This is a genomic window from Oceanicoccus sp. KOV_DT_Chl (assembly GCF_900120175.1).
Classification (GTDB): Bacteria; Pseudomonadota; Gammaproteobacteria; order Pseudomonadales; family Dasaniaceae; genus Oceanicoccus.
The window spans coordinates 1381338-1400024 of the sequence record NZ_FQLF01000002.1; the positions used below are offsets into that span (position 1 = coordinate 1381338).

General features: G+C 44.7%; 13 protein-coding genes and 1 pseudogene. 6 read left to right on the forward strand and 8 right to left on the reverse strand.

Annotated features, from left to right (window positions below):
* Positions 1-81: 81 nt before the first annotated feature.
* A pseudogene (gene pgi, locus UNITIG_RS10250) lies at positions 82-1817 on the reverse strand (glucose-6-phosphate isomerase).
* 175 nt (positions 1818-1992) lie between these two features.
* Here pgi and UNITIG_RS10255 point away from each other — a divergent pair.
* The 3 genes from UNITIG_RS10255 (at position 1993) to nagB (ending at position 5119) form a co-directional block, all read left to right on the forward strand.
* Positions 1993-3012: a LacI family DNA-binding transcriptional regulator gene (locus UNITIG_RS10255; protein ID WP_200821323.1), complete on the forward strand. Its 1020-nt coding sequence runs from the start codon at positions 1993-1995 to the stop codon at positions 3010-3012.
* 128 nt (positions 3013-3140) lie between these two features.
* Positions 3141-4331 carry an N-acetylglucosamine-6-phosphate deacetylase gene (gene nagA, locus UNITIG_RS10260; protein WP_101758292.1) on the forward strand — a complete coding sequence of 397 codons (1191 nt, stop codon included), beginning with the start codon at positions 3141-3143 and terminating at the stop codon, positions 4329-4331.
* Positions 4328-5119, forward strand: coding sequence for a glucosamine-6-phosphate deaminase (nagB, locus tag UNITIG_RS10265; protein ID WP_101758293.1), 792 nt, complete (start codon positions 4328-4330; stop codon positions 5117-5119). The genes nagA and nagB overlap by 4 nt, the downstream gene beginning before the upstream one ends.
* Positions 5120-5178: 59 nt before the next feature.
* Here the strand turns inward: nagB and UNITIG_RS10270 are convergent, their stop codons facing one another.
* The 6 genes from UNITIG_RS10270 to UNITIG_RS10295 form a co-directional block, all read right to left on the reverse strand.
* Entirely contained in the window at positions 5179-7014 is a 1836-nt protein-coding gene (locus UNITIG_RS10270) for a sodium:solute symporter family protein (protein ID WP_101758294.1), read from the reverse strand.
* A gap of 77 nt (positions 7015-7091) precedes the next feature.
* Positions 7092-7955 (reverse strand): chitobiase/beta-hexosaminidase C-terminal domain-containing protein, encoded by an 864-nt coding sequence (locus tag UNITIG_RS10275; protein ID WP_101758295.1) that lies wholly within the window; start codon positions 7953-7955, stop codon positions 7092-7094.
* Entirely contained in the window at positions 7898-9310 is a 1413-nt protein-coding gene (locus UNITIG_RS10280; protein WP_101758296.1) for a beta-N-acetylhexosaminidase, read from the reverse strand. Before UNITIG_RS10280 ends, UNITIG_RS10275 begins: the two co-directional genes overlap by 58 nt.
* A gap of 147 nt (positions 9311-9457) precedes the next feature.
* Positions 9458-10363: an N-acetylglucosamine kinase gene (gene nagK / locus UNITIG_RS10285; protein WP_101758297.1), complete on the reverse strand. Its 906-nt coding sequence runs from the start codon at positions 10361-10363 to the stop codon at positions 9458-9460.
* Between the two features lie 140 nt (positions 10364-10503).
* Positions 10504-12054, reverse strand: a complete 1551-nt coding sequence (locus tag UNITIG_RS10290; RefSeq protein WP_200821264.1) for a tryptophan halogenase family protein — start codon at positions 12052-12054, stop codon at positions 10504-10506.
* Between the two features lie 97 nt (positions 12055-12151).
* Positions 12152-14878: a TonB-dependent receptor gene (locus UNITIG_RS10295; RefSeq protein WP_200821265.1), complete on the reverse strand. Its 2727-nt coding sequence runs from the start codon at positions 14876-14878 to the stop codon at positions 12152-12154.
* Between the two features lie 329 nt (positions 14879-15207).
* On the opposite strand from UNITIG_RS10295, the gene UNITIG_RS10300 reads away from it, so the two are divergent.
* Genes UNITIG_RS10300 through UNITIG_RS10310 form a run of 3 tightly spaced genes read left to right on the forward strand, consistent with a single transcriptional unit; the run spans position 15208 to position 17796 of the window.
* Entirely contained in the window at positions 15208-15885 is a 678-nt protein-coding gene (locus UNITIG_RS10300; protein WP_101758298.1) for an isochorismatase family protein, read from the forward strand.
* A gap of 43 nt (positions 15886-15928) precedes the next feature.
* Entirely contained in the window at positions 15929-16873 is a 945-nt protein-coding gene (locus UNITIG_RS10305; RefSeq protein WP_101758299.1) for a polysaccharide deacetylase family protein, read from the forward strand.
* Positions 16873-17796, forward strand: coding sequence for a polysaccharide deacetylase family protein (locus UNITIG_RS10310; RefSeq protein ID WP_101758300.1), 924 nt, complete (start codon positions 16873-16875; stop codon positions 17794-17796). The genes UNITIG_RS10305 and UNITIG_RS10310 overlap by 1 nt, the downstream gene beginning before the upstream one ends.
* A gap of 6 nt (positions 17797-17802) precedes the next feature.
* Here the strand turns inward: UNITIG_RS10310 and UNITIG_RS10315 are convergent, their stop codons facing one another.
* Positions 17803-18678, reverse strand: coding sequence for an alpha/beta hydrolase (locus UNITIG_RS10315; protein WP_101758301.1), 876 nt, complete (start codon positions 18676-18678; stop codon positions 17803-17805).
* Between the last annotated feature and the right edge of the window lie 9 nt (positions 18679-18687).

Below are 18687 nucleotides of genomic sequence, written 5' to 3' on the forward strand. Positions count from 1 at the left end.
ATTATTTCTCGCCAACCAATAGTCAACTAACTCCGCACAACCTTATCGCAATCCCGGATTGACTGAATTTTTTATTGCGCACTAATGTTTAGCCGCAACTTTTTTGTAATGATTTATCAAGCCATTGGTCGATCCATCATGACGAGTCGTGTTTTCACTACAGATAACATCTTCCAATAAGCTATTGGCTAATTGCTTACCCAGCTCAACCCCCATTGATCGAAAGAATAAATTTTCCAAACAATTCCCTGCACAAAAATCTTATGCTCATACAATGCAATCAATGCACCTAGATGGTAAGCATCTAATTGATCCAACAGTAGACTATTACTGCTGCGATTACCGGCATGAACCTTATGCGGCACTAAACGCTCAATCTTTTCCTGAGCGATACCGTTATCCATTAATTGTTTACGCACTGCCGTTGCTGAAACCCCATCCATCAGCGCCTGTGTTTGCGCAAAAAAATTAGCCAATAAATGTTTATGGTGCAACGGCTCATCGCAACAACCTTTAGCAGAAGCAATAAAATCACAGGCAATCTGGTGAGTACCTTGATGCAACAACTGATAAAATGCATGCTGGCCATTTATGCCCGTTTGCCCCCATAGAACAGGACAGGTTGTATATGGCAAAGAATCTCCCTGCCAATCCACTGACTTACCATTGCTTTCCATTTCTGCTTGCTGCAAATACGCGGGCAAACTATGCAAGTTTTGGTCATAGGGTAAGATAGCAAGTGTATTTATTTTTAAAAAAGTACTATTCCATATACCCACTAAGGCCATCATTACCGGCAAATTATCTGCCAGTTCTGCCGTGCAAAAATGTTCATCCATTGCTTTGGCACCGGCTAATAAATCTGAGAAGGCTTCAAATCCTAAACCGATAGCGATGGGCAAGCCTATTGCCGACCACAATGAAAATCGACCACCAACCCAGTCCCATATTTTGAAACAATTCTGCTCTGCAATACCAAATGCCTGTGCCTTATCCACTGCCGCAGTGACAGCCACGAAATGCCGCGACACGGCTTCTAATGGTGCTTGCTGCTGCAACCACTGTTTTGCTGATGCCGCGTTTAAAAGTGTTTCGCTAGTCGTAAACGTTTTAGAAGAAACTATAAATAAGGTTGTCTCCGGCTTAAGCTTTGCCAGCAATCCAACCAGCGGCACAGCATCTACACTGGAAATATAGTGCAACTCTACTGGCTGCTCTGCTTGCACCGATCCCGCCAGAGCATCTGTCACCATCGAGGGACCCAAGTGCGAGCCACCCACGCCTAAACACACCACATCAGTGATCGCCGAATCGCTATAACCGGTGAACAGACCCTGCCGAACTTGTTGCGAAAAATTTTTAATACGCTCAAGTTCCTGAGCAATAGCTTGCTGACGCTGGCCCTGCATGCTGTTTGCCTGATCTATAGTGCCCCCAGAGTTTCGCAATGCAGTGTGCAATACCTCTCTGCCTTCAGTGTGATTTATCGCTTCTCCGGCAAACATGGCCGACCGCCACGACTCAACATGACTTTCCTGAGCCAGCTGCAATAGACTCGCTTTTACTGAATCAGTGATCCGGTTTTTTGAATAATCAAATAAAATACCACAACTAGTTAACGAGTATTTATCAAAACGCTGGCCGTCCTCACTAAACAGTCGTTTAATTTCCAACCCAGCTGTCGACGCTGCTAACTGCGACAATTTTTTCCAACTAGCCAAATGCGTATGACCCGCCATAAAAACCTCAAATTTATTCAGTAAAACATCGAAGCCCATACCTGCCAAAGACTTGCAATCATCAAGAAGGAATCGCATACTAAGCACAAATGACAGCGCTGTCAATTTCAAGCTATAAACACCGGATACACACAAGGGATACTAATAAATCCCCGAAAACGGTATAGTCTGCGAGTTTTTAGGGCTGCGTGCGCCCTTTCGGCAATACCGCAGTCACTATTTGTAATAGCAAAGCAATAACATAAGGTAATAGATTCAAGTGCGAGCAACCATCAACGATGTCGCCAACCAAGCCGGGGTTTCAATTAAAACCGTCTCGCGGGTGATGAACAACGAGCCATCCGTTAGCAAAACCACGCAGGAAAAAGTCCTCAAAGTTGTCAAGGCGCTAAACTACCAGCCGAATGCTGCGGCACGTAATTTAGCCGGCACCAAGTCTTATGCGGTAGCCTTTATCTACGATAACCCTAATGCTTATTACATTATCGATATGCAAAATGGTTTGTTATCCGCCTGTAATGAACAGGGCTTTGAGCTACTGATACATCCCTGTAATGCCAAATCCCATGATATCAACGCCGAACTAACCGAAATGGTTAAGCGCTCCAGAGTAGCCGGCTTAGTATTAACACCCCCTTTTTCAGAAATGCCCTCGGTAATCGAGACACTGGAAAAACTGGATGTAAAATTTGTCCGCATTCTCTCCGGCTCTGGCCAATCTGACGGACGCTCACCTTGTATTTTTATCGATGACCGCGAGGCCGCCTTCGCTATCACCGAACACCTTATTGCTAGCGGACATCAGACTATCGGCTTCTTATGTGGCGACAAAGGCCACAATTCCAGCCAGGAACGCTTGATGGGCTATAAAGCAGCGCTCAAAAAGCATGGTATTCGCATTGATCGATCGCTGATTTTAGCGGGAGAGTACTCGTTTGAATCCGGCGTTAATGGTGCCAAAAAATTATTATCGAAGGAGCAGCGACCCACCGCCATTTTTGCCTCCAACGATGAAATGGCTGCCGGCGCATTATTCGCCGCCCGCCTGATGGACATCGATATACCCTCGCAACTGGCCATCACCGGGTTTGAAGATAGCCCTTTCTCACGCCAGACATGGCCAAAACTGACCACCGCTCAGCAGCCTACCAGTACTATCGCCCGCAGTGCCGCTGAACTGTTGATTCAAGCCACGCGCAATCAATCCACAGAAAATAATTTCACTATCTTTACCCCCGAGCTTATCGTGAGACAATCCACTCAAGCCGAATAACTTGAACCTGCACTGAAAACCAGCGCTAAAATAAACTGCAGACAGCAAAATGACAGCGCTGTCTTTTATGCTATAATCCAGCGCACAGCCAACCCATAAAGCGCGAATTAACCGCAGGCTATATCTTTATGAAACACGTAATCACCGGCGCCACCATTTTTGATGGCCAACAAATGCTGTCCCAACACAGTCTGGTACTTGAAAATCAGCGCATCCACAGCATTATCAGCAACGAACAGATTGATTCCAGCCTGACCAGCACGCAGCTTAGGGGCGGCACTTTATCGGCTGGGTTTATCGATCTACAAGTGAATGGCGGCGGCGGGCTACTGCTGAATAACGCCGCCACGCCCAACACCATTAAAACCATGCTAAAGGCCCACCGCAGCAAAGGTGTTTGCGCCATGCTACCCACGGTGATCACCGATACTCGAGCAATAACAGCAGCAGCTATCGACGCCGTAAGAACGCTCCGCCAACAACAGTACCCTGGCGTACTGGGTTTACATATTGAAGGCCCGTTCTTTAATCCCCAGCGTCGGGGCGTGCACCAACAAGATCATATTCGCAAACTGAGCACCGAGGATATTGATTGGCTATGCAACCAAGCTGACATCCCCATCATGCTGACGTTAGCTCCAGAGCAAACAGAAGCCGGACAAATCAAAGCTCTATCCGAAGCCGGCATTATTGTCTGTGCCGGCCATACTGACGCACTGGCTGCGGATATCGAACGCGCCTTCGCTGAAGGCTTACAAGGATTTACTCATTTATTTAATGCCATGCGTCCTATGAGCAGCCGTGAACCCGGCGTGGTCGGTGCAGCATTGGCAGATAATGATAGCTACTGCGGTATTATTGTTGACGGCCACCACAACCATCCGAGCACAGTATTAGTGGCCCACAAAGCCAAGGCGGCAGGCCATCTTTATTTGGTATCCGATGCAATGGCAACGATCGGCTCCGACAATAAAACCTTTGAGCTTTACGGCGAAACGATTACTGAGAAAGAGGGCTGTTTATTTAATAGCGAAAATCGTTTGGCCGGTAGCGCTATCGGTTTAATCGACGCAGTGAAAATCAGCCACCAAACGGTTGGCCTGCCGTTGGATGAATGTTTAAAAATGGCATCGCTATACCCGGCGCGCTTTATCCAACAGCAACAGCATTTCGGCCATATCAGTAGCGGCCTCAACGCTAATCTGGTGCATTTTGATGACGACTTTCAAGTCACCCACAGCTGGGTGAACGGCGACATGGAAAGCCACCCGGGCACCGATCATCTAGACAACGACCAGCAGGAGCATAACCACTTATGAAAGTAGTTATTCTGGAAACCCCACAAGCGGTTGCCAACTACGGCGCTGCCATGTTTATTCGTCAGTTAACGAGCAAACCAACGTCGGTACTGGGATTAGCTACCGGCTCAACTCCATTGGCGCTCTATCAACAGCTTATCGCTGCTAATCAGGCAGAGATAATTTCTTTCAAACAATGCAGCACGTTTAATCTCGATGAATATTTAGGACTGGCGCCGGAGCACCCGCAAAGCTACCGCCACTTTATGAATGAGCAGTTTTTTCAACACATTGATATTGAGCTAAGCAACACCCACGTACCCAATGGCGCTGCGCAAAATCCACTGACTGCAGGGGATGAATATGAAGCACTTATTAAAGCTCACGGTGGTATCGATATTCAATTACTGGGCATAGGACGCAATGGTCACGTCGGCTTTAATGAACCGTCTTCTTGTCTGGCCTCCCGGACACGGGTAAAAACACTGACCCAAGCCACCATTGACGATAACGCACGTTTTTTTAGCGCCGAGGAATACCAACCGCACTTATCGATCACGATGGGGATTGGCACAATTATGGAAGCGCGCAATGTGGTGTTACTGGCTACCGGCGAATCAAAAGCAGAGGCTATTCAAGCGACGGTGGAAGGACCACTTAGCGCATCATGCCCCGCCTCCGCATTACAAATGCATTTATCCACCACCTTGATTATTGATGATGCAGCGGCATCAAAACTTAAAGACAAAGCATTTTATCAGCATATCGAACGGGAAAACCAAGCCCTGTTGAAACGACTCTCGCATTAAACATGTAAAAAAGCCCTCTAATAAGAGGGCTTTTTTATAACAAGAAAAATACTGATAATTTAATCTTCCAGCCGGTTCCACCAATATTTCTTTAACAACACACAGCAAATAGCAAACACCAACACACTAACGGCCAGACTATCAAAACGTCTCACCACCAGGAATATTGGAATTACCACCAACATCATCTGCCAGACAATACCTACCAATATATTAAAGGCATCGTAAGAAAAATTATTATTGCGTTTAAAGTCTGGGTTCTCAGCAATAACCTTTTCGGCAATCGGCCCCCAAAAACCCCAAGGACGAGTTTGCCGATAAAAATTCTTGAGTACTTCTTCATTATCAGGCGCGGTCAACAAACATCCCAGTACACTACCTAATATTGCAAAGACAAACAGGAATGGAAATTGCTCAATCGCCAATAAATGCAAGCCCATACTCTCCAGTAATGGCGGAATAATAGCAACGCCGACCATCCCGCTCAACATACCAAAGAAAAACCCATAGCCATTAAAGCGCCACCAAACCCACTTCAACACATTGGAAGCTACATAGCTCCCGTAAAGCAAGCCCACAATCCAGTCTGTGCGCGCTTGTATATTACCGCCAGCCAAACCAAAGCCAACCCCGATCACAACGATGCTCGCAGTAACAATATAGCTAAGCCGCATATAAGTTTTATCATCAGCCTTGTCATTGATATATTTACGGTAAATATCATTCACTACATACGCCGAACCGGCATTAATAAAAGCGGCAAATGTCGACATAAACGCCGCTAACAATCCCGCCAACAATAAACCCTTAAACCCTGGCCCGACATACTCACTGATTGCATAGGGCAGCACTTGCTCAAAATCCAACTTGCCATTAGTGCCCTCTAAATTACTGGGGTCCATATACACCAGCGCCAGCACAGCAATACCTGCAATCATGAAATAACGTGGAAACGACAAAACTACCGGAGTCAGACCAAACATTTTGGCGGCTTCCGACGGTGAACGGGTACCTAGAATGCGCTGCATATCATAACTGGGAACAGGGCCCGCCAAACTGGCAAACACCCCTTTAAATAACATCAACATAAAAAGAAAACCAAACAGGCCGTAACCATCATCTTCTATTCGCTGGTCTGCTGCGGGTAATATATTCGACCAATCCAATCCCAATTCCCAGCCAAACCACAGGCTATCCCATCCCGCAGGGACTGCTGCCTGAATCTGTTCGGCCGTGGTAGAAAAAATGGCAATAAACCCGACAATTAAACAGGCCACTGTCATAATTAAAAACTGCAGCACTTCAGTACCAACGACACTGTAAAAGCCGCCTTTCAACGTATATAGGGTAGTAATAGTAATAATGGCCAACGCATAGCTATCTTCATTGCTAATAGCCACACCAGCGATTGAAAATGATAAATCCCATGGCAAAAACTGCGCGGAAAACTTGCCTATACCTTCAACAAAATACGCCATAAAGGCGATCACAATCACCACCGCAAAAATGACAGTAGCGATGTGCGACAGCCTGCCTCCAATCGACTCACCAAAACGAAAACTGATCCACTGGGCCCCCGTCAGAACATTCGACCGTCGCATCCACGCAGCTAAAAAAACCATCATGAAAATCTGATTCCATACCGGCCACAACCAGGGTATCCATGCACTTTTCAAACCGTATACAAACAACCAGGCTACGGCAATCATGGTACCAGACACATCAAACATGCCTGATGCATTTGAAAGACCGAGGTAATACCAGGGAATGTCATTACCAGCCAAAAAATAGCTTTGCATATTTTTACTGGCTTTTGCCGACAGGTAAAAACCCAAACCCACTGTGGCAACTAAAAAACCAATAATAATGACTATATCAATCGTTGCTAAATTCATTGGTAAAACTCTTTTATGCTCCAATCAATTAATGAAGCTATTAAAATATGATTTATTAATGTGCTCTCACTGCACGATTAACGCACTACAATCTCATCGATATAAACCGGCATAGCGATCACAGCATTATCTTCTTCACTGAAACCGCGATTAGTATTTTCAACGTCTACCTTCAAATAACGCGAATATATTGCTGAAAAAGGAATATCTATCCGCGGCGAAGATTGCTGTATCTGCTGAGTCTCAACTGCTGCAACAAGCTGCCATTCCTGTTGGTCAGTAGATACCCATAACTTTATTGCCGTAGGCAAATACAAAGTGCGGTATAAACCTGCCTGATAACCGATATCCACACCAGATAACTCGGCCAAAGACTCCAGTTCAATAATGGCCGTCAAACCGCTTTCATCAATCGCATACCATTCGTGAAACTGAAATATTCTATCTGTCGCTAACTGGCCGTTTACAAGTAACGATGCAGTCTGCTCACTTGCTTGTTGAACACTAATCGTTTTCCCTATGGCTTTGTGTGGCACTACAGTCAAACGCTCATCACCGTAAGCCTTGTTATTGTCTGAATCAAAGGCAATAGCGCGCACTACTGTCATTGCAGTGATCGGTAACGGCAATTGATAGATTTCCGACTGAATGGTTGGCTTGCTACCATCAAGGGTATAACGGATTTCCAGCGCAGCAGATGCGACTGATAAGTTGACGCAAAGATTTTCACTTTCTACAGTCGCACTGGCTAATACTTTACAATCACTCTCAGCTACGGTGTAAGACAAGCCCTTAAGCTGGTTTACTACAGGCTTTAGCCGTTGCTGAAACGAAGACCAACTTTTATTTTCTACCGCTGACCACAACACTTCAGCCAGCGCAGTCATCCGCGGCAATACCATATACTCAACCCGCTCGGGGTAGACATATATTCTGTCCATACATTAGCTTGCGCACCTAAGATATTTTTTTGCTGCGCAACGGTTAGACCTTCAGGGACAGGCTCATATTCATACACTTTCTTTAGGGGTGTTAAACCATGAATCGCCATTGGCTCATCACAAGATGTCGCTTGATAAAAATCAAAGTACAAAGCATCAACTGGTGTCATCACCACCTGATGACCTTTGATCGCCGCTTGCTTGCCACCGGCTATACCCTGCCAGGACATAATGGTTGTACTGCTATCCACATCAGCATCCAACACTTCATCCCAACCGATAAGCTTTTTATCTAACTTTCTGGCGATCGCCTCCACCTGCTCAATAAAATAACCGTGCAAAGCTTCGTAATCGTCGGTATTTAATGTGGCCAATACACTTTGGCAGTAGCTGCACTCATGCCAGCGTTTTTTCTTTACTTCGTCACCACCTATATGAACATACGCACCAGGGAAAAGCTCTGCGACTTCAGCAAGCACCACTGCTAAAAATTCAAACGTTTCAGGCTTGGCGCAAAGTACATCGGTAAAAATGCCAAACCGGGTTTGCACTTTGAAGTTTTTATTGTCGAGATCACAAGCAAGCTCTGGATAAGCCGCTAACAGTGCCGCCGCGTGACCTGGTATATCAAGCTCAGGAATGATAGTAATATGACGCTGATCAGCGTAAGCGACGATCTCTTTTATTTGTTGCTGGGTATAAAATCCTCCATGACGACGGCCATCAAAATGAACATTACTATTAGACGTATGCCCAACGACTGTTTGCTCGCGCCACGCACCTACTTCAGTAAGCTTTGGATAAGCTTTTATTTCAATGCGCCAACCCTGATCATCAGTCAAGTGCCAATGAAAGACATTCATTTTATGAAACGCAATTAAATCAATATAGCGCTTGATGAATTCCACTGACAAAAAATGTCGACTCACATCAAGGTGCATACCACGATAAGCAAAGCGCGGGCTATCAGTGATAACCAAGTAAGGCAAGCTATCGCCTGCCTGATAGTAAATTTGATTTAAGCTCTGCAGCCCATAAAAAATACCGGCGGTGCTGGATGCTGAAATGGTAACGCCATTATCATCAATAATTAGTCGATAGGCCTCATGATCACCCTGCTTTGCAGAAGATTTTAACAATAAGGAAATATTAGCGTTAGCTGGTTCTTCTATTTGCTGGCAGACTTTATCTTTAAAGAGTGAGGCCGATATAAACTTGGCCGATGCCTGTAGATCACTGTCATTAGTATAAATATCAATACAATTATTGAGATGAAAAATTCCTGAATAGAAATCCAGTGCACTGGGCTGTGGTATTAACATAATGTCAGCAGACTTATTCACTATACCTTTCATAGTGTCAGCCACAGCCGAAAAATAAAGCTATCATTATTAGTAGTAGCGGAAAAGCCATTATCATAACTGAAGGGCAATTCTTTATTGTTATCTACTAACATTCTCGATACCTTATTCTGGAATTTTCTAATATTAATTCAGCGACAGCTACAGCGCTGCCCGCCAAAATTCCATTTCTTTTTTGGCAAAATAAATGGCGCCTGCTTCAGGCTGATCCAACGGACTGGAGAAACGCCCCACCACATCCTGGTCCATCCACGGCATTAACCGCTCGCTCAAACCGCCAAGTAACGATAACCGTGCAGGGTTATCGGCAAGCAACTTTCGGGCAATCATACTTAAATAACAGGCTCCATCACGGATGATCCCAACCGCCACCGCATCATTCTTTTCAGCTGCTTCTATCACCAATGGCGCTAATTGCGCGTATTTTCTGGGTGAAGCGCCTACCATTACCTCTACCAAGCCCAACCCTTTAGTACCTAATTTAGCTGATAACAGCTCGGTTAATTGCGTAGCTTCTGCCAACCCATCCTGTGCTAATAACACCGCCTTCATGGCTTCAAGCCCTAACCAGGCACCACTACCTTTATCGCCTGCTGGAAAACCATGTGCACCATATATAGCCGTTTTGTTTTTGGAATAGATATAGCCACAGGAACCTGTTCCGGCAACCATCACTGCACCCTCTTCACCACCGTGTGCACCTAGACAGGCTATATGTAGATCTGTAGTTAAAAATAATCGCTTGAATGGATGCTGCCATTCTTGCATGACTTGATACAAACTGGGTAAGTTGACACCGGCTAAACCGACTCCGGCAACAACTTGTGAGATGTCATTTTTTTCGAAGCCTGCTGCTAACAAAGCCATTTGCGCCGATGACTGAATAGATTCTATGGCTTGCTCAATACCATGAACAGGATTTGCCGGGCCGGCAACTGCAGAGCCAAGCACACGGAATTTTTCATCCACGACTCGCGCTTTACATTTACTACCACCTCCGTCGATTCCAAGATAGATCGTTCGCTCATTCTTAAAAGCAGAGTTCATTTGACACCTTCAAAGTACTTCCTATTAATAACCATCAATAAACATTTAAACTTAATCGGTTCAACAAACTACCAGTGGCATTTTCTTCGTCACCTGTACATTACAGGATTCAGACTACGCAATAATGACAGCGCTGTCAATTACAAAGAAGGATCGCTAATCCCCAAAATTTTTGCATGACTGACAAAATACTCAGATAACTTTTCACTCATTTCCTTGGCCTGCGCCATTGGCGCCACATAACCCTCTGGAGGTTTATTTAGCTGATCGGGAAACCGCCCCATGCCTGAAAAAATACAATACCAACTAGGCAAAGTATAAGCCTGGCTTTTTGCTTCGGCCTCGAAATCAATACCGGAATCCCAGCTATTAATTATTCGCTGTAACTTTTCTGAAATATTTTTATTATTCCGATTATCAATCCAGTATTTTGAGTCCTCTCGAGTATTTAACTTGTAGTGGAGAACTATATAATCACGCGTCTCTTCAAATGCATGATTTACAAGATCATTAAATTTATTGTAGTTTTTTTCATTTTTTTTATACTGCTTGATAAATTCTTCCAGCGTGTATTGAACCAACCCCAGCGCCGTCGCCTCTAAAGGTTCGATAAAACCTTGAGACAAACCAACTGCCAAACAGTTATTACGCCAGTGATTTTTTATACGTCCTACACGCATCTTTATGTGCCGCGCTTCTTGATCGGTACCACTATCTCCAATATGCCTTCGAAGCTCCGCCTCTGCCGCATCAGCTGACAGGTAATCTGACGAATAAACATAACCATTACCAAAACGATTGGTTAGCGGAATCTTCCACGCCCATCCACAACTAAGAGCCGAGGACTGCGTTTCAGAAGGAATATTTTTAAAATCGGTAATTCGGCTAGGAATTGCAACTGCACTGTCATTAAATAAGTTTTCTGAAAATGAAATAAACGGCTCTTTTAAAGCTTTATTAATCAATAAACCAATAAAACCTGAACAATCTACAAATAAATCAGCATTTAAAATACCAACGCAATCCGTCTCCAGATGGCTAATATCTCCATTCACTTCTAACGGAATATCGATAACATTACCCACAACATGAATAACGCCACCCTCAATAGCTTTTCTTTTTAAAAAACTTCCTAATAAACCTGCATCAAAGTGGTACGCATAATCTTGTTTTGCAGGTAATGATCCTATGGAAATTGGTGCTTGGAAATTTCTTGATAAGGCAGCAGCTAAAAAATAATCATCGGGATGAGCTGGCGCATCATAACCTCGACGACGAACTGTGCAATTATGGAAAAAAGCTTCTGCCATTGGTCCATCCCATTCAGAAAAGAATGGATGGAAATAACTCTCAAATCCACGTTTTGTTGACCACCCAGGAAAACTTATTCCACATTTATACGTTGCATTACACGCCGGCATCCACTCTTCTTCAGCAATGCCAAGTTTTTCAAAAAACTTCCGCATATACGGCGTTGACCCCTCGCCAACCCCAATAATTCCTATATCAGATGATTCTATCAGTGTTACCTTACAGCCTGCATCTTTCCAAGCATGATTAAGCAGCATAGCTGACATCCAGCCCGCCGTACCACCACCTACAATCACAATTTTCTCTGGAATCGACATCACTCTGACCTTAAGCAGCACAAATAAAAAAGCCGGGGTAAACACCCCGGCAAACACTATCATCAAAGCATCAATACTGATTTGATAGACAGGGAGACATAATGAAATCTGAATATATTAGCGGGCATCCATACCCGCTTAAGTACCTTAACGACTAGTTTTAAAACTGATAGTTTAAGCCAACAAAGAAGCGACGACCATTATCAATTTGCGTAGTCGTCATTTCTACGCCATCAGGAGCTACATGATACTGTTCAATAATTTCATCAGTTAGATTCAATGCCTCTACACGAATAGTCAGATTTTCTGTAGCGAAAATTGACAACTGTGCATCAATACGGGCTTGCTCTTCACGATTGAAGTCACCTGATTCAGCAGCTCTCTCGAAGTACTCCGAACGGTAGTTATAGTTGATACGTGCACTGTACAGCTGCTGCTCGTAAAAGGCTGAAATATTATAGCTATCTTTTGAAACACCTGGGAGAGTGATATTTCTTGCTACCAAAGTAGCATCGCCATCAATCAAGGCAGCATCATTTACCGACACACTACCCGCATCGGTATATGTGTAATTGGCAGTAACACCAAATCCATTATCCCACATGTGCTGAGCAACTAGCTCAACCCCTTCTAAAGTTACTGAAGGACCATTTTCAGGACGAGTAATCAAAAACGTTTCACCATTTATATCATCGGCAAAAGTCGATGAATAAATAAAGTTTTGAATATCTTTCATGAATACCGTAGCGGAAAGCATGGATCCCGACTGGTAATACCACTCGATACCCAAGTCATATTGATTTGCAATTAACGGGTCAAGCTCTGGATTACCAGTATCGCCACGACGATTCTCTACCGTTAAATTCCTGGCAGAAGTTAATTCAAATGGCGCTGGACGAGCCATTGTTCTACCTGCGGAAAAACGCGCCTGAATGTCATCAGTGATACTATACACTGCATTCAAGCTTGGTAAGAACTCACTGTACTTTCCTTCGAGTTTTGTACTAACTGGAGTTGCAGCTGAAACATCCCATGCACTTGAGGTCGTTTCAGTTTCGACATAACGCACACCAAAGTTACCACGCAGATTACCCTGCTCGAAGTTAGCCATAGCATAAAGCGAAGTTATATCTTCTTGCACACCATATGAAGCATCATAAACAAACTGGGATCCGGTTCGACAAACAGCGGTATCACCATCCACACAAACAGCCAAATCACTAAAAGCCTGCTGCATTAACGCCTGATTAGGCTGAAATACTGTAGTGCTCCGCTGACTGGTTTCGTCATGATCAATTGTATAACTACCGCTAGCATAATCACCAGCCGTACCCAGGCTAGCACTTAGATCACCAGCTTGGGATGTATTAATCATATTGTCTTTAGTGCGCTCTTGAGTAAATTCACGATCGCGATACTTAAAACCGACTTTAATCTGGTTAATCGCTGCAAACTCAACGTCCAAAGTACCATCTAACTGTAAATAGTCTTCTGTGTCTTCAGACTCTGTCGTTTGATTAAACGCAGCGGTTAACAACATTTCATCTGTAGGGTTAGCCAACCAAGGGCTTCGTGAATAATCAACATCAAAGCCATTGCCACCACTGTTGTAGTAATCAAAGTTGGCGCGTGTATCTTGGTTATGAGCAAAAAATTCGAAAAAATTATCTTTAGCAACACCCTTGCCTGTAGTCGTACCTATTTGGCCGTGCAACTCAAAACCTGCGCCCGTATAAGTACCTTCAAAGTCAATAATTTCTGTCTCAGCTTTTGAGCCATCACGATAGATATTGTCGTAGGCCATATGGTTGTTCCAGCCCAAATCCTGGAAAGTTTCCGAACCACCACTTACTTCCAGCGAATCAACAATACCGTTAGTCACAGTACCAGTAGCGGGCTGATTAGTCAGGAATAAACCCCGAAATGGAATAGCCAGCATATTTTGGTTTACATTATCCGCCTTTAGCTCACTAAAGAAATAATGAAAATTTGTATCCAGGTTTGCTGTGGGTTTCCACTGTAAATTTACATCAACACCATCACGCTCACGGTTCTGTTCAAAAAGAGCCGAGCCTGCCGCCCAAGGCGTATACCCTTTCTCAGCAGCGCCTGTTGGTGCGGCAAAGTCATCTCCAAGGCGTGTAACTGACGGCCCAAATACATCTATAACTTCAGCGGTTTCACGGCGAACTGTGCGTTCTTGATGGGATAACGCCACCATCACACCAAAATTTTCATCGGCATTTTTCCAGCTATAAATACCTGAAAATGCCGGATCCCAATCTTCTGCCAAATCGTTATATTGGCCTTCGACATTAATATTTAATGTATTGGCCTCCATCTGCAAGGGCTTACGGGTTTTTAATATTACTGTACCGCCAATACCACCTTCATCTACATCAGCCTGTGCAGTTTTATATACCTCTACACCAGCTATCATTTCTGAAGAAAGCATTTCAAAATTAAAATTACGCTCTGCCTCACTCAATACAAACCATTGAGCCGTACCAACAGCTTGACCATTAACCAGAGTGATATTGTTATCTCCATCCAAACCACGAATTGCAATATTCTGGCCTTCACCAAAATCACCAGAAATAGTAATACCAGGTACACGACCCAAGGCCTCTGCTACGTTTTTATCTGGAAACTTGCCAATATCTTCTGCGCTTATTGCATCAACCACTGCGTTAGCAAAACGCTTGGTATTCATCGCGTCATTTAAACTACCGCGAATACCTGTTACCACCACCTCTTCCAGCTGGGCGCCTTCCTCGGCATTTGCTGCAGCCGCCATTGTCATGGCTAGCAGCGCACTTAATGAACCAGAAACCAACGTTGTTTTGGCGCGGTTCGCATTACGAATTGCTTGTCTTAATTTGGACACGGTTGTACCCCTCGTATTTATATTTTGTTATCACATCTCTCATGTATGAAGTGTCAGATTGCCCTTGATCGCGAAGATTAGAGCGCAACCACCCTATAGGGCATATTTCTGACAGCGCTGTCATGGAAAACTCTAATTAGATATGACAGCGTTGTCAAATTAAATTTATTACGGTGTTGTTATTTAAGTGTGGCATTCATCTTTAAAACTAGCAGAATGTAGAGCAGCTATAGAAAGCCATTATAAAAAGAATATTTAATGGTATAATGCTATACCTTTAGAACATTACTGATCTAACCAGCTACAGCTCGCCTCTGAGGACTTTTTTTATGGAAACCACCACCAAAACCGCCAAAGAAATCTTTTTCGAAGTACAGGCCAACCCCGCCCGGAAGAAATTTGGCTTTGGTGAGAAGGCCATTCTGGTCAATATTGACCCACAAAAGGCCTATACTCGCACCGATCTATTCAAAACCGCCTATGAAACTGACCCCAATCAAATGGAACATATCAACACGTTGGCACGCCGTTTTCGCCAGTTGGGCTGGCCGGTTGTCTGGACCCACGTGGCTTATATGGAATCAGCTGAAGATGCTGGTATTTGGGGTACCCGTACCGACACGCCTGATAGCCTGCAAAATATTAAATTCGATTCCGTGCGCTCAGAATTTGATGACCGCCTGGAAATTGATAACGTAAAAGACGTCATTTACCTGAAAAAAATGCCCTCCGCTTTTTTTGAAACCCAGCTGCAATCGCTCTGCGTTTGGCATAAAGTCGATACCGTTATTTTGACTGGAGGCTCCACCTCGGGCTGTATTCGTGCCACCGGTGTTGACTCATTATCGCGCGGCTACCGCACAATTGTTCCTGAAGAATGTGTGGCCGATAAACACGAGAGTTATCACTACGCCAATTTAACCGATTTATCACTAAAATATTGCGATGTATTAAAAACCGCTGAAGTTAACGATTGGCTAGACGAATTAATTAGCAATCAATCATAGTTTTTATTTTCTGTAAAATTTTTGCTTACTGCTGGATAGACACATGAAAGAAGATCCCGGTTTTTACGATTACTGGCCCTACGAGAATCGCCCTAAAATTCAATGGCCCAATGGTGCCAAAATGGCTTTTTGGGTAGCCCCCAATATTGAATACTATGAATTGGACCCACCCAGCAATCCGTATCGTCAGGCTTGGCCGCAACCATCTCCAGCCTTACCAGGCTACACTATTCGCGACTATGGCAACCGCGTTGGCCATGTTCGCCAAATGGATGTGTTAGAAAAGTATGGCGTGCGCGGTTCAATTTCATTATCAACCGCACTGTGCGATCACCACCCTGAAATCATCGAGATGTGCAAAGAACGCAACTGGGAATTTTTCAGCCACGGAATTTATAATACGCGTTACACCTATGGTATGACCGAGCAACAGGAACGTGAGGTCATTAAAGACTCAATGGAAACCATCTATCAACATACCGGCCAAAAATGTGCTGGTTATTTGGCGTCGGCCCTGTCCCACTCAGAACTTACGTTAGATTTATTTGCCGAAGTAGGCACTGAGCTATTTGGTAATGAGGGCGGTATTTATACCTGTGATTTATTTCATGACGATCAACCCACACCGATTCATTTACGCAGCAATAAAAAATTCGTATCGATTCCTTACTCTCTGGAAATGAACGACACCATTGCCTACGTCGTCAATAAAATTGAACCCCGTCGCTACGGCCAACAAATAAAAGATAATTTCGACCGGCTTTATCAGGAAGGGGCTGAGTCCGGCACCATCATGTGTATTCCCACTCACAACTACCAGGTAAGCTGCCCCCACCGGTTAAAAGCCTTCGAAGAAGCACTGGAATACATCACCAGCCACGACGATGTATGGGTAACTACCGGACGAGAAATTGCTGAATACTATATTGAAAACTATTACGACGGCGCATTAGCTGATATCAGCAGTAGAAATGGAGGGGCTAAATAATGACTTTAGATAAAGAGTATTTTGACTACCCTCATCGCTCCTACGGCATGGACCACGACCGCTATGACTGGTCAATGCTGACTGATCGCAAAGCCGTGCAATGGCCCAACAACAAAAAACTCGCATTATGGGTGAATGTTGGGCTGCAATATTTTCCGCTGAATCAACAGGGCAAACCTTTCAAGGTGCCCGGCGGCATGACCATGCCCTACCCTGATTTACGGCACTACAGTTTGCGCGATTATGGCAACCGTGTAGGCATTTATCGATTTTTAAAAGCCTTTGATCACTACGGCATCAAACCGACGTTTGCAATCAATACGCGCTTGGCTGAACGCCTACCTTATCTAATCGATAAGATAAAAGAGCGCGACGATGAAATAATGTGTCACGGCTATCATATGGACGCCTTACACTACGGCGGACAGGATTCCGCGGATGAAGCGCAGCTAATAAAAAAAGCCCTTGATGGGCTGCGAGAACTTACCGGACAGAAAATTCGCGGTTGGATTTCTCCCGCCAAAAATGAGTCTCACAATACACCCGACTTGTTAGCCGCTAACGGCATTGAATATTTTTGTGACTGGGTAAATGACGATATGCCTTACCCCTTCAAAACTATTAACGGATCGCTGATTGCGATGCCACTCTCGACCGAACTGGAAGATCGTTTTGTTATCCAAAACAATCAACACTCGGAAGACTCCTGGGTGGAACAAGTCTGTGATGCCTGCGATTTTTTAATTGCCGAGGCGGAACAGCAGGGGAGCCGCATTCTAGCTCTTAACATTCACCCCTGGTTAATGGGACAACCCCATCGCATAGCCAAACTGGAACAAGCACTGGAATATATCACCAGTAAAACGGAAGTCTGGTCCGCCAATGCCGGTGATATTCTGGATTGTTGGCAAGCGCAGCAATAAGCCGCCTTATTGGGTTTTAGCGTCGCAACGGGGTTGCTGCTGTAATAGCTGCGGCCAGCGTTGCGGCCAACCATGGTGATGATCCTGATCAGCCACCCTCACTAACCTGGCGCATTGTTGCTGCGGCAATTTGGATAAATAACTTTCCGCAATCGACACCGGTACCACCTGATCATCAACCCCGGAAAAATGCAGTTGCGGAATGACTGCCAGTTGCTGGCTAAAATCTACCGGGTTCAACGACTCTCGCATTTCACTGACTTTGTGATAATCGGTAAATGCCCGCACATCAATATTAGCGGCGACAGTACGTACCGATACGACATCATGACGATGCGCCGCTAACAACAGTGCTAAGGCGCCGCCACCTGAAAATCCAACTAACTCAAGCTGGCTGTTATTAAACTGTTGTTTGAGTTCATCTATAGCTTCATTCAAGCTAGTAACTACGTCGCTCCCATAACTGGCAATCGTCCAGTACTTTACTGTGCAGGCAGCATCTGCGGCTGTCGGACGGTAATGACATGGCCGCGCCAGATACACGATATTTTCCGCTTGCTGATCGGCCAGCGCCAATGTTAAAGCGACCGGATTGTGTGGAGTGGGATTAAGGGAAGGTCGATAGCGGGTAATCCATGAATTACCATCGCCCTCAATATAAATTCTAAGGGGCAATTGCGAGTTATTAATTTTATGATAAACCCGTAAGGTGAAAGGCTCGGTCTCAATATAACTTGCAATAAAACCGGCGGCGGCAGCCTGTTGATCAGCCGCTGAAAGTCGTGCCTCAAAATCGGGAGCAGCGCATGAGAGGATACTGACTACAAAAAAAGTAACGGCAATAGTCCGAATAAAACTTAATATGCCATCGGATAAACGCACGAGTCTGTC

Excerpts from the sequence above, each read along its gene's own strand:
- UNITIG_RS10300 (WP_101758298.1), top strand. The coding sequence starts at position 15,208 with ATGGAAACCACCACCAAAACCGCCAAAGAAATCTTTTTCGAAGTACAG.
- UNITIG_RS10280 (WP_101758296.1), bottom strand. The coding sequence starts at position 9,310 with ATGAAAGGTATAGTGAATAAGTCTGCTGACATTATGTTAATACCACAG.
- UNITIG_RS10290 (WP_200821264.1), bottom strand. The coding sequence starts at position 12,054 with ATGATAGTGTTTGCCGGGGTGTTTACCCCGGCTTTTTTATTTGTGCTG.
- UNITIG_RS10275 (WP_101758295.1), bottom strand. The coding sequence starts at position 7,955 with ATGGACAGAATATATGTCTACCCCGAGCGGGTTGAGTATATGGTATTG.
- nagA (WP_101758292.1), top strand. The coding sequence starts at position 3,141 with ATGAAACACGTAATCACCGGCGCCACCATTTTTGATGGCCAACAAATG.
- nagK (WP_101758297.1), bottom strand. The coding sequence starts at position 10,363 with ATGAACTCTGCTTTTAAGAATGAGCGAACGATCTATCTTGGAATCGAC.
- UNITIG_RS10305 (WP_101758299.1), top strand. The coding sequence starts at position 15,929 with ATGAAAGAAGATCCCGGTTTTTACGATTACTGGCCCTACGAGAATCGC.
- UNITIG_RS10310 (WP_101758300.1), top strand. The coding sequence starts at position 16,873 with ATGACTTTAGATAAAGAGTATTTTGACTACCCTCATCGCTCCTACGGC.
- nagB (WP_101758293.1), top strand. The coding sequence starts at position 4,328 with ATGAAAGTAGTTATTCTGGAAACCCCACAAGCGGTTGCCAACTACGGC.
- UNITIG_RS10270 (WP_101758294.1), bottom strand. The coding sequence starts at position 7,014 with ATGAATTTAGCAACGATTGATATAGTCATTATTATTGGTTTTTTAGTT.